This is a genomic window from Enterococcus sp. DIV2402 (assembly GCF_017426705.2).
Lineage (GTDB): Bacteria > Bacillota > Bacilli > Lactobacillales > Enterococcaceae > Enterococcus_F > Enterococcus_F lowellii.
In genome coordinates this window covers 112,476-127,903 of record NZ_CP147251.1, presented here as the reverse complement: position 1 = coordinate 127,903, position 15,428 = coordinate 112,476, and the positions used below count along the sequence as shown (strand labels likewise).

Below are 15,428 nucleotides of genomic sequence, written 5' to 3'. Positions count from 1 at the left end.
GAGTTTATTCTATGAAAAAGCAAAAAGGTAGTGCTTGGGAATTTTTTCAAGGTTTAGGAAAAACATTTATGTTACCAGTCGCATTATTAGCATTTATGGGGATTTTATTAGGAATAGGAAGTTCGTTTTCAAGTCAAGCAACGATTGATGCGTTTCCTTTTTTAGGTAATCATTTCTTACAAATTATTTTTCGTTTAATGTCGACTGTCGGAGGTTTTGCTTTTAGCTATTTACCTGTTTTATTTGCGATGGCGATTCCATTAGGTCTTGCACGTAAAGAAAAAGGCGTAGCCGCATTTTCTGGTTTTGTTGGATATGTCATTATGAACTTAACCATTAATTTCTATTTGCAAGAAACTGGACGCTTGGCTGACCCTGAAAATTTGCGTGAAGCAGGTCAAGGAATGGTTTTTGGGATTCAAACAATTGAAATGGGCGTACTTGGCGGGATTATTGCAGGGTTAGTCGTTTATCAACTGCATAAACGTTTTTATACGATTCAATTATCTGATAGCTTTGCATTCTTTTCAGGCGTACGTTTTGTGCCTATCATCACTTCACTCGTTATGCCGGTTATTGGTCTTTTAATTCCAGTGATTTGGCCAATTTTTGCATTGGTCATTACTACAATTGGATTAGCCATTCAAAAAGCTGGCGCATTTGGGCCTTTCTTATTTGGTTCAGGCGAGCGTTTGTTATTGCCTTTTGGTTTGCATCATATCCTAGTATCGATGATTCGTTTTACCGAAGCAGGAGGTTCAGCAATTATCAATGGCAATGAAGTGTTTGGTGCATTAAATATTTTTTATGCGGAATTGCAGAATAATTTACCTATCAGTCCAAGTGCGACAGCTTTTCTTTCGCAAGGAAAGATGCCAACATTTATGTTTGGATTACCGGCAGCGGCATTAGCGATGTATCATACTGCGAAGTCCCAAAATCGAGCTAAAATCAAAGGCTTATTGATTTCAGGAGTGATTGCAACTTTTGTTACAGGAATTACTGAACCGATTGAATTTTTATTTTTATTTGTTAGTCCGTTTTTATGGATTTTCCATGTGATTATGACTGGTCTAGGTTTTATGGTGATGAGCTTATTAGGCGTTACGATTGGTAATACAGATGGTGGCGTTCTTGACTTCTTAATCTTTGGTATTATGCAAGGCAACTATACGAAATGGTGGCTAGTCTTGATTGTGGGAGCCTTTTGGTTTGCAATATATTATTTTGTCTTTAAGTTTGTTATTGTCCGAAAAAATTTAGCTACTCCTGGACGTGAAGAAGTCATTGATACAACGGAATATTCTAATGAAGAAGTAAACTATAGTAAAAAAGGCAGTTTTGATGCAACAGGAATTTTAGCTGCTTTGGGTGGTACTGAAAATATCGAGTCTTTAGATAATTGTATTACACGCTTACGTTTGGTATTAAAAGATGGAACCTTAGTGAATGATGCTCGTTTAAAAGAGCTTGGGGCGTTAGGAATTGTTCATTTAGATGATAAAAATGTTCAAGTGATTATTGGGACCAAAGTAACGACAGTGCGTAATGCGCTAGATGAATTGCTTTAACAAGGAGGAATAATTTTGAATTTTGATAACATCATAGATCGTAAAGGAACTTTTTGTACCCAATGGGATTTTGTTCAAGACCGTTTTGGTGTCGCTGATCTTTTGCCATTTACGATTTCTGATACTGATTTTGCATTGCCTCAAGAAGTTATTGAGGTGCTTACACAACGTTTAAAGCATCCAGTTTTTGGGTATACTCGTTGGAATCATACCACCTTTAAAAGTAGTGTCTGTCAATGGTATCAAAACCGTTTTGATACGCCGCTTAATGAAGAGTGGCTCATGTATAGTCCATCTGTTATTTATTCGATTTCTAAGTTAATTCAATTGGTCTCAAAAGAACATGAGGGTGTGGTTGTTCAAACACCTGCTTACGATGCTTTTTTTAAAGTGATTGAGGGAAATAACCGACAAGTGGTTGAAAATCCACTCTGCTATCAAGAGAATCGTTATACGATAGACTTTCAGAACTTGGAAGAAAAATTAGCACAAAAAAACAATACAATTTTATTATTATGCTCGCCACACAATCCTACTGGACGGGTGTGGTCCACGCAAGAGCTTAGAAAAATTGTCGCATTATGTGAACAGTATGAGGTTTTTTTGATTTCAGATGAAATCCACATGGACGTCTTGCGAAAAGGAGTGACACATCAGCCAATTCTTAATTTTTCTAACAAAAAAATAGCGTTAGTTAGTTCCGGTTCTAAAACATTTAATTTTCCAGGGTTAGTTTTTTCGTACGCCATTTTGCCAGACGCACAAGTACGTGCCCAGTTTCAATTGGCTTTAAAAAATCAAGATGGGCTTTCTTCTGCAAGTACGCTAGGAATGTTGGCAACGATGACAGCATACGACGAATGTGGGTATTGGGTAGATGAATTAAACAATTATTTAGATGAAAGCATTGCGATGGTCACTGCTTTTATTCAACAGAACATTCCTGAAATAAAGATTATTCCTGCTGAAGCGACCTATTTAATGTGGCTAGACATTAGCCAATTAGGCGTAGATATGACTGAACTCCAAAGAGCGCTAATTGATATTGGCAAAGTTGCCATTATGGATGGCAGTGTCTATGGTGGGAATGGGCAGTCATTTTTACGTTTAAATATTGGCTGTCCTAAAGCAAAGGTGTTCGATGGCTTGGAGCGTCTCGAAAAAAGTATTCAGTATCTTAAACAAACCACTAGATAAAAAGTCTGGTGGTTTTTTCTTTCAAAAACTTCTATAATAAAAGTAAAGTAGGTGAGAAAATGCGTTTAGTAATTGATGGTGATGGTTCACCGGTTAAAGAAGAAGTGATTCAATTAGGTGCAAAATTTAAGTTGCCCGTGTTAATTGTCACGAGTGTCGATCATTATACAACAAAAGAGTATCCTGATTTTGTTCGGTTTATTTATGTTGATAAAGGCGCAGATAGTGCAGACTTTCAAATTGTGAAAGAAATTCAACCCAACGATCTTTTGATTACCCAAGATTATGGCTTGGCATCGTTGGTTTTACCAAAAAAAGTACGCGTTTTTCATCATTCAGGAAAAGAATATTTACCAGAAACAATCGATCAACTATTGGCACAACGCTATCTAGGGACGCAAATGCGTAAAGCTGGGAAACGAACCAAGGGACCCAAAGCCTTTACTAAAAATGATCGTCAACATTTTTATCAAATTCTAGAACAAAATATCCGAAACTATTGTGAGTAATTTGATTAAATGAAAGCATGGCAAAAAATTCAGTGAGAAGACTCGCAAAATAACAGTTAATGATGTGACAAAGTATTATTTTGTGCTAAAATATGTGAGAATCATACGTGAAATGTGACTCTAAACACAGGAGGAAAAACGTTGAAAATTATTTTACTTTACGGCGGACAAAGTGCAGAGCATGATGTATCTATTTTATCAGCTTTTTCTGTACTTAATGCTATTTACTACAACTATTATCAAGTACAACTCGTCTTTATTTCAAAAGATGGACAATGGGTGAAAGGGCCTTTGTTAACTGACAAACCCGCAGCACCAGAAGAATTACACTTAACTTGGTCAGCGACAGGTGAAGCAGGCGAATTTACAGGAACATTGATTCAACCAGGAGATATTAAAGAAGACGATGCAATTGTCTTTCCTTTATTACATGGTCCAAATGGAGAAGATGGTACGATTCAAGGTTTCTTGGAGACAATTCGGATGCCGTATGTTGGTGCTGGCGTTGTAACAAGTGCTTGTGGCATGGACAAGATTATGACGAAATATATCTTGCATTCAGCAGGCATTCCACAAGTTCCTTATGTTCCAGTATTGAAAAATCAATGGAAAGAAAATCCAAAACAAATTTTTGAACAATGTGAAGGTTCTTTACGTTACCCAATGTTTGTTAAACCGGCGAATATGGGATCAAGTGTGGGCATTTCAAAAGCGGAAAATCGCGTTGAATTACAAAATGCGTTAGAAGAAGCTTACAAATACGATACTCGTGCAGTCATTGAACAAGGTATTGAAGCTCGTGAAATTGAAGTAGCGATTTTAGGAAATGAAGATGTGCGCACAACAATGGCGGGTGAAATTGTTAAAGATGTTGCTTTTTATGATTACAACTCAAAATATATCGACAACAACATTGTGATGCAAATTCCTGCACAAGTTCCTGATGAAGTGCAAGAAAAAGCCCAAGAATATGCAAAACTTGCTTATACAATGCTCGGCGGTAGCGGCTTAAGTCGTTGCGATTTCTTCCTGACGAATAAAAATGAATTATTCTTAAATGAATTAAATACAATGCCTGGTTTTACTCAATTTAGTATGTATCCATCATTGTGGAGCGAAACAGGTTTGCAGTATGGTGATTTAATTGAAGAATTAATTCAATTAGGTGTAAAACGATATGAGCAACGCCAAAGCTTTCTAACAGAGATGAAATAAATCGACAAGGCATCATCGAGCAAACTCGACATGCCTTGTTTTTATATGAAGGAGAAGAACATGAAGTTAACAGTAAAAGAAATCGCAGATGCGTTGCAGATTTCATTGGTTGGAAATTCAGAAGCGGTGGTAACTAGTGTTGAATTTGATAGTCGTTTAATTCAAGAAGGTAGCTTATTTGTTCCGTTAGCTGGTGCTCGTGATGGACATGAATTTATTGGACAAGCAATCGCTAAAGGCGCAGTTGCGACTTTATGGAGCAACGATCTTTCGGAGGCACCAACGGATATAGCTGTGTTGCCTGTAACAGATACCACCCAAGCTTTTCAACAACTTGCTGTCTATTACCAACAAAAAGTGGCACCTAAACTTGCGGCAATTACGGGCAGTAACGGTAAAACAACAACCAAAGATATGACAGAATCAGTGTTGGCACAAAAATTCCGTACGTATAAAACGCAAGGAAATTACAATAACGATTTGGGAATGCCCTATACGATTTTACATATGCCGATAGACACGGAAATGTTAATTTTAGAAATGGGAATGGACCATGCCGGTGAAATTTCTTTCTTATCAAAATTAGCTAAACCAGATGCAGCAGCCATCACTCTAATTGGGGAAGCTCATATTGAACACTTAGGCTCACGTGCAGGGATTGCTGCTGCCAAAATGGAAATTGTCGATGGCTTAAAAGAAGATGGCTTGTTGATTATTCCTGGTGATGAACCACTCTTACAGCCATTGTTCGCCGATTTGACGCAACAACTTGCGACATTTGGATTAAGCGAAGGAACCATTCGTGGTGAAATTTTAAATGAAACCAAAGAAGAAACGACGTTTATGATTGATGGTAATGAATACCGTATTCCAGTTTTAGGTGGCTATAATGTCAAAAATGCTTTAATTGCTTATGGATTTGGCCGTTACTTTGGTTTAACAACCGAACAAATTGCTACGGGCTTAGCTGAATTTAAACTAACTAAAAATCGTACCGAGTGGTTAAAAGCTTCGAATGGTGCAGATATTTTAAGCGATGTGTACAATGCCAATCCAACGGCGATGGGCTTAGTCCTAGATAGTTTTGGACAGTTAGACTTACCTGGTCGTCGCTTAGCTGTATTAGCAGATATGCTTGAATTAGGTCCTGATTCAAAAGCAATGCACCGTCAAATGGCCGATCATCTTAGCAACAACTATGATATCGTATACTTGTATGGTGAAGAGATGTCAGCTTTACATGATGCTGTAAGCAGCAAGGTGTATTATTTTGAACCTAATCAAAAAGAAGACTTAATAGCGCAAATTAAAGCCGATTTATTGCCAACAGACAGCATTGTCTTAAAAGGTAGTAATGGCATGGGATTAGCAGAGGTTGTTGCCAAGTTATAAAGAAAAGTAACTGGAAAAGAAATTTCTTGTAAGCAAGCGTGGAAACTTGCTGAAATTTTCAACCTATGTTAGACTGTTTAAGTGCCGAAAGATGAAGAAAAAATTGGAATAACTGATAACCTAAGCCGGTTGCGGTTTAGATAAAAAAGAAATGATCCTATCATTATAAATTCAAAATGAGGCTAGACAACAGCAAAGTATCGTTTGTTCTAGCCTTTTCTAATGCCTTCAAGAAGTGGTTTTTCGGTGAGAAATGATTAAATAAATATGTCAGGGACCATGTTTGGATAATCATGGAAAAAAGCGAACGCTTCAAACTATCAACAGATACAAAAAATTGTATCTAGTTAAAAACGACGAGATGAGAGTATCATCTACGATCACACTTAGGAGGATCCATTTGAAATTTAAAGAATTAGAACTATCACAAGAATTATTGACTTCGATTGAGCGTGCCGGCTTTGAAGAAGCAACACCCATCCAAGAAGCAACAATTCCACTAGCATTGACAGGTAAAGACGTGATTGGACAAGCCCAAACAGGTACAGGTAAAACTGCTGCATTTGGTCTACCAATGTTAGAAAAAATTGACCCAGCAAAACAACAATTACAAGGTCTAGTAATTGCCCCAACTCGTGAGTTGGCTATCCAAACACAAGAAGAATTATACCGTTTAGGTAAAGACAAAAAAATCCGTGTACAAGCTGTTTACGGTGGTGCTGATATTGGTCGCCAAATCCGTCAACTAAAAGATCGTCCACATATTGTTGTAGGAACACCTGGACGTATGTTAGACCATATTAACCGTCACACTTTAAAATTAGCAACAGTAGAAACATTAGTTTTAGATGAAGCAGATGAAATGTTAAATATGGGCTTTTTAGAAGATATTGAAACAATTATTGCCCAAGTCCCTGAAGAACGCCAAACATTATTATTCTCTGCAACAATGCCACCAGCAATTAAAAACATTGGCGTAAAATTTATGAAAGAACCTGAACATGTAAAAATCAAAACAAAAGAAATGACTGCTGATTTGATTGATCAATATTATGTACGTGCAAAAGATTTCGAAAAATTTGATATCATGACACGTTTATTAGATGTTCAAAAACCTGAATTAACAATTGTTTTTGGTCGTACAAAACGTCGCGTTGACGAATTAGCACGTGGTTTAGAAGCACGCGGATACAAAGCAGAAGGCATCCATGGTGATCTTTCTCAACAAAAACGTATGAGTGTGTTACGTGCATTTAAATCTGGCAATCTAGATATCTTAGTTGCGACAGACGTTGCTGCACGTGGTTTAGACATTTCAGGCGTGACACATGTATATAACTATGATATCCCTCAAGATCCAGAAAGCTATGTTCACCGTATTGGTCGTACAGGACGCGCTGGTAAAGGCGGAATGTCTGTCACTTTCGTAACACCAAACGAAATGAGTTACTTACATGTCATTGAAAACTTAACGAAAAAACGTATGTCAACACTACGTCCACCAACCGAAAAAGAAGCTTTCAAAGGTCAAATTGGTGCGGCTATGGAAACTGTTGAAGAAAAAATGGATGCCAATGGGTTGGAAAAATACCTACAAGGCGCAGATCAATTATTAGAACAATATTCAGCACAAGATTTAGCGGCATTGTTATTAAAAACATTAGCCAAAGATCCTTCTGATTTAGTTCCAGTAAAAATTACACCTGAACGCCCATTACCACAAGGGAAAAAATCATTCAAAGGTGGTGGCGGACGTCGTAGCAGTAACAACCGTGGCGGACGTCGTGAAGGCGGACGTGGACGCGATGACCGTAACAGAAGCCGTGGCGATCGTGATCGCAACCGTGATGACAAAGAAGGTCGTCGCACAAACAAAGGTAGTTACAATAAAGACGGTGGTTCTCGTAAACCAAGCCGTCGTCCAAGCGATAAAAAACGTAGCTTCGTTATTCGCAATAACCAAGATTAAGAAAAAATTAATGATTTTATGAATGGCTGAAGACCAACGAATAAGTCGTTAAAAATTACCCATCTGCACCTGAGAAAAGAAATTTTCTTGGGTGTTTTTTTTGTTTCTGAAAAAATTTTCAGTGGTATTTCTTTTAAAGTTTGGTAGAATAAAGCTAACTTAAAAGGAAAGAGTAGGAACCTATGATTCAAGGAATTGGAATCGATGCTGTAGATTTAGCACGTATAAAAAAACTTATCCAAGATAAACCAAAATTTATCTCACGGATATTAACTCCCAATGAGCACATGTTATTTGATAACTTACCTCTAAAACGTCAAATTGAATTTTTAGGTGGCAGATACGCTTGCAAAGAAGCATTTTCAAAAGCATGGGGAACTGGAATTGGTAAAGTTACCTTTCAAGATTTAGAAATTTTAACCAATGATTTTGGTGCGCCTGTTGTAACAAAATCACCTTTTACAGAAGGCAATGTTTTTGTCAGCATCACGCATACCGAAGAACTCGCATTTGCACAAATTATTTTAGAGAAATAGAAAGAAGGATATTCGATGGCAATCTCTTATCATCGCCCAACCAAAATAGTTGTAGATTTACAAGCAATTCAGCAAAATCTTAAAAATGAGCTTGCACATAATCAAGGAAAAGACATTTTTGTAGCAGTCAAAGCGAACGGCTACGGACACGGTGCAGTGGCTGTTTCCAAAGCCGCACTTGAAGTTGGCGTGACTGGTCTATGTGTGGCAACTATTGATGAAGCAATTGAATTACGAGAAAACGGCATCGATGCACCCATTCTTTGTTTAGGAATTATAGATATTTCAGTAATTCCTTTAGCTATCACATACGATATTGCAGTCCCTGTAGCCACACTTGACTGGTTACATGCTGCCAATGAAATGCTAACAACGACGCCACTAAAACTACATATTGCAGTCGATACAGGGATGGGCCGAATTGGCTTTTTAACAGTCGAAGAAGTCAAAGAGGCGGCGTTATTTATCGAGCAGGCTCCTGCGATGACGTGGGAAGGTATTTTTACGCATTTTTCAACCGCTGATCAAGAAGAGGATATGTATTGGCAAAAACAAAACCAGCGTTTCAAAGAAATCTTGGAGCATTTGCCACGTTTGCCACATTATGTACATGTTAGCAATAGTGCCACATCGTTATGGCATGATGATTTAGGTAATATGGTTCGCTTTGGAATTGCCATGTATGGTTTGAATCCATCAGGAACAGCTATGACCGCCAGTTATCCATTACAACCCGCACTCTCTTTAGTTTCGCAATTAGTACAAGTCAAAAAAGTACCAAAGGGCGAAGGAATTGGCTATGGAAAGACGTACGAAACAAGTGAAATGGAATGGATTGGAACAGTTCCGATTGGGTATGCAGATGGTTATTTGCGTAAAATGCAAGGTTTCCATGTATTAGTTGAAGGGGAATTTTGTGAAATTGTTGGTCGGGTGTGTATGGACCAGTTGATGATTCGTTTACCAAAACCCGTTGCAACCGGTACTCGTGTTACGTTAATTGGCAAAGATAAAGATAAGGAAATTACGTTGCAGGAAGTAGCCGATTATTTAGATACGATTCATTATGAAGTTATTTGTTCATTTTCAGAACGAATACCACGAGAATATAATTAAGAAAGGAAGATGTCTATGGTCAAACGTGGTGAAATTTACTTTGCAGATTTATCTCCAGTCATTGGTTCTGAGCAAGGTGGATTACGTCCAGTATTAGTGATTCAAAATGATTTAGGGAATCACTTTAGCCCCACAGTTATTATTGCAGCCATCACTGCAAAAATGGCAAAACCCAAGTTACCAACACATATTGGAATTACAGCAGCTGGGACAGGGTTAGGTCGCGATTCTGTTATTTTAATGGAACAAATTCGCACAATTGATAAGTCACGATTAAAAGAAAAAGTGTGTCGTCTACAAAATGATGTGATGAACTCGGTTGATATTGCTTTGAAAATCAGCGTAGGTTTAAATATTACAGTAGACGAGAAGGGTCTAGTACATAAAAAATAAGTTGGTGAATAAATGGGATACATTGTCGTCAGTCTAACACTGATTTTATTAGTCTGGTTTACTTTTCAACGTGTGCGTCAATCTTTTTTATTTCGTCAACCAGTTGAAAAGTCTGGGTATTACTTATTAGTAAAAAAATATGAAGATCCCTCTGGCAAGTATTTTGGCGTATTTCAACAAGGTGAGGAAGAAATAATCTTAGAAATGTCAGCAAATATTTATATAAAAGTTCAAGTTCCTATGCGAGGCTATTTAGAAATCATAAATGCACGTGTAGAATCTTTTGAATAGGAGTGAAGGAAAATGAGCAAAATTGGTTTTTATGGTGCCGGTCATATGGCAGAAGCAATGATCCATGGTTTGATTGAATCAGGCATGTATCAACCTGAAGAAATTTATGTGTATAATCATCGATATGAACCAACCTTAAAAAAGGTTGAGACAGCCTATCATATTCAAGCGCTCGTGGATGAAAAAGAGCTATTTGCATCAGTGGAGGTCATTGTTTTAGCTGTACAACCCCAAATATTAATCAACGTATTACCCACGATTAAGAACTATGTAACGGACAATCATCTATTGGTCTCTGTTGCCTCAGGTGTGTCTTTAGAAGTAATTGAAGCTGGTTTAGGCGCTCACAAAATTGCTCGCGCTATGCCTAACACGCCCGTAACAGTGGGAGCAGGCATGTCTTCGATTTCAGTCAATTCATATTGTACAGAAAAGGAACGTCAATTGCTGATTCAAATTTTTGAAAGCTTTGGTCGTGCTAAGATTTTACCTGAAAGTCAAATAGATGCAGTCATCGGTGTTAGTGGGTCATCACCAGCTTATGTGTATCTATTTATTGAAGCTTTAGCAGATGGTGCAGTTGCAGAAGGAATGAGTCGGCAAGATGCCTACGAATTTGCAGCCCAAGCAGTGTTAGGTGCGGCTAAAATGGTCCTAGAGACCGGCAAGCATCCCGCTGAATTAAAAGATGCCGTTTGCTCACCTGGAGGAACAACCATTGCGGCGGTTGCTTCTTTAGAGAAAGATGGTTTTCGTTCAGCGGTAATGAATGCAGTACAAGCAGCGATTCGTAAAAATCGAGAATAAAAAAAATGCGTGGATTAACGATTCCACGCATTTTTTTGTTCAATCTACTAATTCAAGTGATTCACAGGTAAAATCATCTGACGTTGTTCAGTTAATTGATAGGTAGTTACTGGTTTATCATAAAATTTTGGCAGTAATTCAGGCGTTAAAATTTCTGGACGAGTCCCTTTGGCAAAAATCTTCCCATTCTTTAACATCATGACATGGCTAATAATTGGTAAAATTTCTTCTGTATGATGCGTAACAAATAATAGACTGGGTGCGTTAGGTTGGCGAATTAAGTGATCGATTTTGATTAGCAATTCTTCTCGAGCAAACAGATCTAGTCCGTTACACGGTTCATCTAAAATTAATAACTCTGGTTCTGCCATCAATGCTCGTGCAATTAAGACAATTTGACGTTCGCCTTGAGAAAGAAAATGGTAGTTTTTACCAATCAAACTTTCAGCATCTAAAGAAACCAGCAGTTCTTTTGCTTTATTTAAATCCTCATCAGTAAATTCTTGATAAATGCCGATACTAGCAAATTTCCCCGACAAAACAATTCGTTCAGCGGTATCGCTGACATTCAAACGATATTGTAACGCGGTACTAACCCAGCCAATTCGTTTAGAAAGCTCTGGAATCGATGCTTGCCCAAATACTTGATCTAAAACCGTTAATTTTCCTTTAGAAGGCCAAAGACTGCCAGTGATTAACTGGAGTAATAAGGTTTTCCCGGCCCCATTTAACCCTAAAATAGCCCAATTTTCACCTTCTTTAATTTGCCAATTAATAGTGTCTAAAAGTGGTTGTTGTTGTCTGATAAGTGAAACATTTTCAAATGTTAAAATTGCCATATGCGCGCCTCCTTTCTCTTATCATACCAGTCTATGATACGTTTTACCAATAGTGTTTTGAATTTTCAAAAAATTAGATGGAGTGGTTAATCCTTCACTTTTTTGTTATTTTTGGTAGAATAAAAAAAACAAGAAGGTGGCGAAAATAATGGCAAATTGGCGAGATACTGTCAAATTATGTAGTGATGAAAAAATATTCTGGGAAGATCATTATTATCGTTTCCGTAAATTAGACGATACGCATTATGAATTGGCGCGTTTAATTGCAGGACCGTGTGGTGACTTCACGTATCATCCAAAAATTACTGTTATGGTTCAAAATGAATTATTTGTTCCCATCTCATATTTTGATAATGAGGAAACTCCAGTGAAACAACTAACAAGAAAAGATGATGAGAGTTTCTTAGATCAGACTTTTGTAAATTTATTAGATTCATTTTTACAAGCAAAACAAGCGCAAGAGTAAGGGAGAAGTCAAGAGCTTCTCTTTTATTTTTGGACATAAATAAATAAATGTCTAAAAAAACAGTAAAAGAGAAGCAATTAGATGGAAAGAAGCTTGAAATCGTGATAAATTATCCAACGACATTGAAGAAATGATGGTGAAAAAAAGTGAATCAGATAAAACAATTCCCCCAACATTTGAAAAATACTTGGGCATTATACAAACTTGATTGGAAACGATTGGCAAGCAATCCGGTTACAATCTTCCTCGTTATTGCATTAATGGCGTTGCCGTCTTTGTATGCGTGGTTTAACATTAAAGCATTGTGGGATCCTTACGGTAATACCAATGAACTACCGATTGCTATTTATAGCGACGATGAAGGATCAAAATTGAAAGACAAAGAAATCGCGATAGGCAATCAAGTCATTGAGACATTGCATGACAACGATCAATTAGGCTGGCGGTTCGTTGACTCAAAAAAAGAAGTGACAGAAGGCGTGAAATCTGGGAAATATTATGCTGGGATTTATATTCCTAAAAATTTCTCTAGTGATTTATTAAGCTTTACAACGGGCGAAATTAAAAAGCCGGAAATTGATTATTATTTTAATGAAAAAATCAATGCGATTGCCCCAAAAATTACAGCTAAAGGTGCTAGCAGTCTGCAAGAACAAATTACGCAAAATTTCATTCACACTGCAAGCGAAACATTATTAAAAGCGTTAAATGAACTTGGTTATAATGTAGAATCAAATTTAGTTTCAATTAATAAAATTAAAAATTTGATTTTGGAAGTAGATGCGAATGCCGATAAAATTGATGGTTACACGAAGGATGTACTTGCATTCCAAGCAAAATTCCCTGAACTAAAAGAAAAATTAGGAAAAGCCGATGAATTTGTTGCACACATTCCTGAAATTGATGCCATGGGCGAAAAATTAGTGGCTATGAATAATAAAATGCCTCAAATCGAAGAACAAGCTAAAATTATTTTGACTTTACAAGAAAAAATTCCAGAAATTCAAAATGCAGGTCGCCAAATTTCAATGATTGATGAAGACTTTGACAATATTTCAGCAACATTAACTGAAGGAATTGGCGAAGCAAAGCAAGGATTACAAATTATTCAAGATGTTCAAGCCCTATTACCTAAAATTCATCAATTAAGTGATGATGCGCGCTTTTTTGCGGATAAAACGATTGAAGCAGCGTATAAATTAGATGATAATTTAGATGCGATTACTCAAGCTGTCCAAACGAATTTTGAAATGATTACCGGCTTAGCAACGACCGTCAATAATTGGGCAAATACCTTGAATACGATTGTGACTAATGCGGAAGAATTAACACCTGAAGAACGTGAGGCACTCAAACAAACGTTAAATGACATCGCGACAAGTTTAGAAAAGCAACAACAAATCGTAACAGATTTAATAGATTGGTTAAGTCAATTACAATCACAATTAGATGGTGACTTTAGTGGACCTATTGCCCGCTTAACTCAAGTTCGCGATTTAATGTCTTCAGCACAAAAGACAGCAACGAACTTAGCTGCGGGTGTTGGAACGATTAGCAAAGAAGAAATCCAACAATTTTTACAACAATTAGAAAGCTTATCTGGGAACTTAGCTGCTTTAAGTAATGATGTTAATGTGGATGAGATTAGCCAAAATGTGCGAGCATTATTAGAAAATAAATTGATTCCAGGCTTAACTAACGCCCAAGATTTATTAGCAGATGCCAATAAAATTGATTTAGATGGACTATTGAGTTCTACTGCTCAAACAGTTACAAATGCGATTGACATGTTAGAAAAATACGAAAAAGAAATGCCGGCTTTAGGACAAGAAATTCATGATGCAAACGTCATGTTAAACGGTCATATGGATGAAATTGTTGATGGTATTAATAAAGGGGTAGACTTATACCAAAATGAACTTCCTGAATTAACAGTCAAACTCAATAAAGCTGCAGATTTTGTTGTCAATGATTGGCCAACATTGAAAAATGAAGTGACTTCTACATTAGATACTGTTCATGAAAAATTACCGACAGTTGAATCGGCATTGGATATGGCAGCAGGTCTGATTGAAGATGAATGGCCTTCTCTGAAAAATGGAGTGCATAAAGCTGCAACGGCTATCCATAAAGGAGAAGAAATTGCGGATTTAGGAGATATCATTAAACTGCTAAAAAATGATGCACAAGCTGAAAGTGACTTCTTTACAACACCCGTTGAGTTAAAAACAACCACAATGTATCCAATTGAAAATAATGGTTCTGCAAGTACACCATTCTATACGGCTTTATGTTTATGGGTAGGTGCTTTGTTGTTATCAAGTGTAGCAGGAACAGCCTTCCACTTAGAAGGTGAAGATAAAAAACGATTTAGTAAACGTGAAATGTTCGTAGCACGTATGATGACTTTCTTAACTTTTGCAATTGGGCAAGCCTTGATTGTTACTTTAGGAAATTACTTTGCTTTAGGAGTAGATGTTCGTGAGCCAGTTTATAGTATCTTATTTGGTTTACTTGTGGCACTAGCCTTTATGATGATGATTTATGTTTTTGTGGGTCTTTTTGGGAATGTTGGTAAAGGGATTGGGATTATTTTATTAGTTCTCTCAATTTCTGGTGGTGGTGGGAACTATCCAATTCAAGTTTCCGGACCATTCTTCCAATTTATTCATCCATTATTACCCTTCACCTATGCAGTTAATCTATTGCGTGAGTCCGCAGGAGGGATTTATTGGCCTAATGCCACTCTCGACTTATGGGTTTTAGGTGGAATTTTTGTGGTATTTGGGATTATTGGGACAGTGCTTTGTCCGTTTATGGTGAAACCAATGGCACGTGTCGAAGAATTAGCGCATAAGAGTCATTTTTTCCATTAAAAGTGAAAGGAAACTGTTTGAATTGATGGAGTTATTCCGTTAATTTAAACAGTTTCTTTGTGTTTTTGTTAACCTTAGAAAATGTAATGAAAAAATGAAAATACCTAAAAAAATATGATGAAAAACAACACAGAAGCTCGTTGACTTTTACCATAGCGAGGAGTAATATACAGTCTTGTTCCAGAGAAAATCGGCAAAAGATAAAAAATGTAAAATAACAAAATAAAAAATATTTTTTCAAGGAGAGCGAA

General features: G+C 37.0%; 14 protein-coding genes. 13 read left to right on the top strand and 1 reads right to left on the bottom strand.

Translation table 11 applies throughout. The features are described 5' to 3' along the window. The first annotated feature begins 11 nt into the window (after positions 1-11). The 11 genes from malX (at position 12) to proC (ending at position 10,996) form a co-directional block, all read left to right on the top strand. Positions 12-1,571, top strand: a complete 1,560-nt coding sequence (gene malX / locus DOK78_RS00630) for a maltose/glucose-specific PTS transporter subunit IIBC (protein WP_207871727.1) — start codon at positions 12-14, stop codon at positions 1,569-1,571. 15 nt (positions 1,572-1,586) lie between these two features. Continuing rightward, entirely contained in the window at positions 1,587-2,768 is a 1,182-nt protein-coding gene (locus DOK78_RS00625) for a MalY/PatB family protein (protein ID WP_207871726.1), read from the top strand. A gap of 59 nt (positions 2,769-2,827) precedes the next feature. Beyond that, positions 2,828-3,277 carry a YaiI/YqxD family protein gene (locus DOK78_RS00620; protein ID WP_207871725.1) on the top strand — a complete coding sequence of 150 codons (450 nt, stop codon included), beginning with the start codon at positions 2,828-2,830 and terminating at the stop codon, positions 3,275-3,277. A 141-nt stretch (positions 3,278-3,418) separates the two neighbouring features. After that, positions 3,419-4,492: a D-alanine--D-alanine ligase gene (locus DOK78_RS00615; RefSeq protein ID WP_207871724.1), complete on the top strand. Its 1,074-nt coding sequence runs from the start codon at positions 3,419-3,421 to the stop codon at positions 4,490-4,492. Positions 4,493-4,552: 60 nt separating this feature from the next. After that, complete coding sequence (locus DOK78_RS00610; protein WP_207871723.1) at positions 4,553-5,884, top strand: UDP-N-acetylmuramoyl-tripeptide--D-alanyl-D-alanine ligase; 1,332 nt, start codon at positions 4,553-4,555, stop codon at positions 5,882-5,884. A 400-nt stretch (positions 5,885-6,284) separates the two neighbouring features. Beyond that, positions 6,285-7,853 carry a degradosome RNA helicase CshA gene (cshA, locus tag DOK78_RS00605; protein WP_207871722.1) on the top strand — a complete coding sequence of 523 codons (1,569 nt, stop codon included), beginning with the start codon at positions 6,285-6,287 and terminating at the stop codon, positions 7,851-7,853. Between the two features lie 182 nt (positions 7,854-8,035). Beyond that, a complete protein-coding gene (gene acpS, locus DOK78_RS00600) occupies positions 8,036-8,389 on the top strand; it encodes a holo-ACP synthase (RefSeq protein ID WP_207871721.1) in 354 nt (117 codons plus the stop codon). Positions 8,390-8,404: 15 nt separating this feature from the next. Continuing rightward, positions 8,405-9,505 carry an alanine racemase gene (gene alr / locus DOK78_RS00595; protein ID WP_207871720.1) on the top strand — a complete coding sequence of 367 codons (1,101 nt, stop codon included), beginning with the start codon at positions 8,405-8,407 and terminating at the stop codon, positions 9,503-9,505. 15 nt (positions 9,506-9,520) lie between these two features. Next, the gene (locus DOK78_RS00590) at positions 9,521-9,898 is read left to right on the top strand and encodes a type II toxin-antitoxin system PemK/MazF family toxin (RefSeq protein ID WP_207871719.1); all 378 of its coding nucleotides are present in this window, start codon (positions 9,521-9,523) and stop codon (positions 9,896-9,898) included. A gap of 12 nt (positions 9,899-9,910) precedes the next feature. Next, complete coding sequence (locus tag DOK78_RS00585; protein WP_207871718.1) at positions 9,911-10,189, top strand: hypothetical protein; 279 nt, start codon at positions 9,911-9,913, stop codon at positions 10,187-10,189. A gap of 12 nt (positions 10,190-10,201) precedes the next feature. Continuing rightward, complete coding sequence (proC, locus tag DOK78_RS00580; RefSeq protein ID WP_207871717.1) at positions 10,202-10,996, top strand: pyrroline-5-carboxylate reductase; 795 nt, start codon at positions 10,202-10,204, stop codon at positions 10,994-10,996. A gap of 47 nt (positions 10,997-11,043) precedes the next feature. Here the strand turns inward: proC and DOK78_RS00575 are convergent, their stop codons facing one another. Beyond that, positions 11,044-11,835: an ABC transporter ATP-binding protein gene (locus DOK78_RS00575; RefSeq protein WP_207871716.1), complete on the bottom strand. Its 792-nt coding sequence runs from the start codon at positions 11,833-11,835 to the stop codon at positions 11,044-11,046. Positions 11,836-11,983: 148 nt separating this feature from the next. Between DOK78_RS00575 and DOK78_RS00570 the strand changes: the two genes are divergently transcribed. Continuing rightward, complete coding sequence (locus DOK78_RS00570; protein WP_207871715.1) at positions 11,984-12,301, top strand: hypothetical protein; 318 nt, start codon at positions 11,984-11,986, stop codon at positions 12,299-12,301. A 146-nt stretch (positions 12,302-12,447) separates the two neighbouring features. Next, the gene (locus DOK78_RS00565; protein WP_339076308.1) at positions 12,448-15,177 is read left to right on the top strand and encodes a YhgE/Pip domain-containing protein; all 2,730 of its coding nucleotides are present in this window, start codon (positions 12,448-12,450) and stop codon (positions 15,175-15,177) included. The last annotated feature ends 251 nt before the right edge of the window (positions 15,178-15,428 follow it).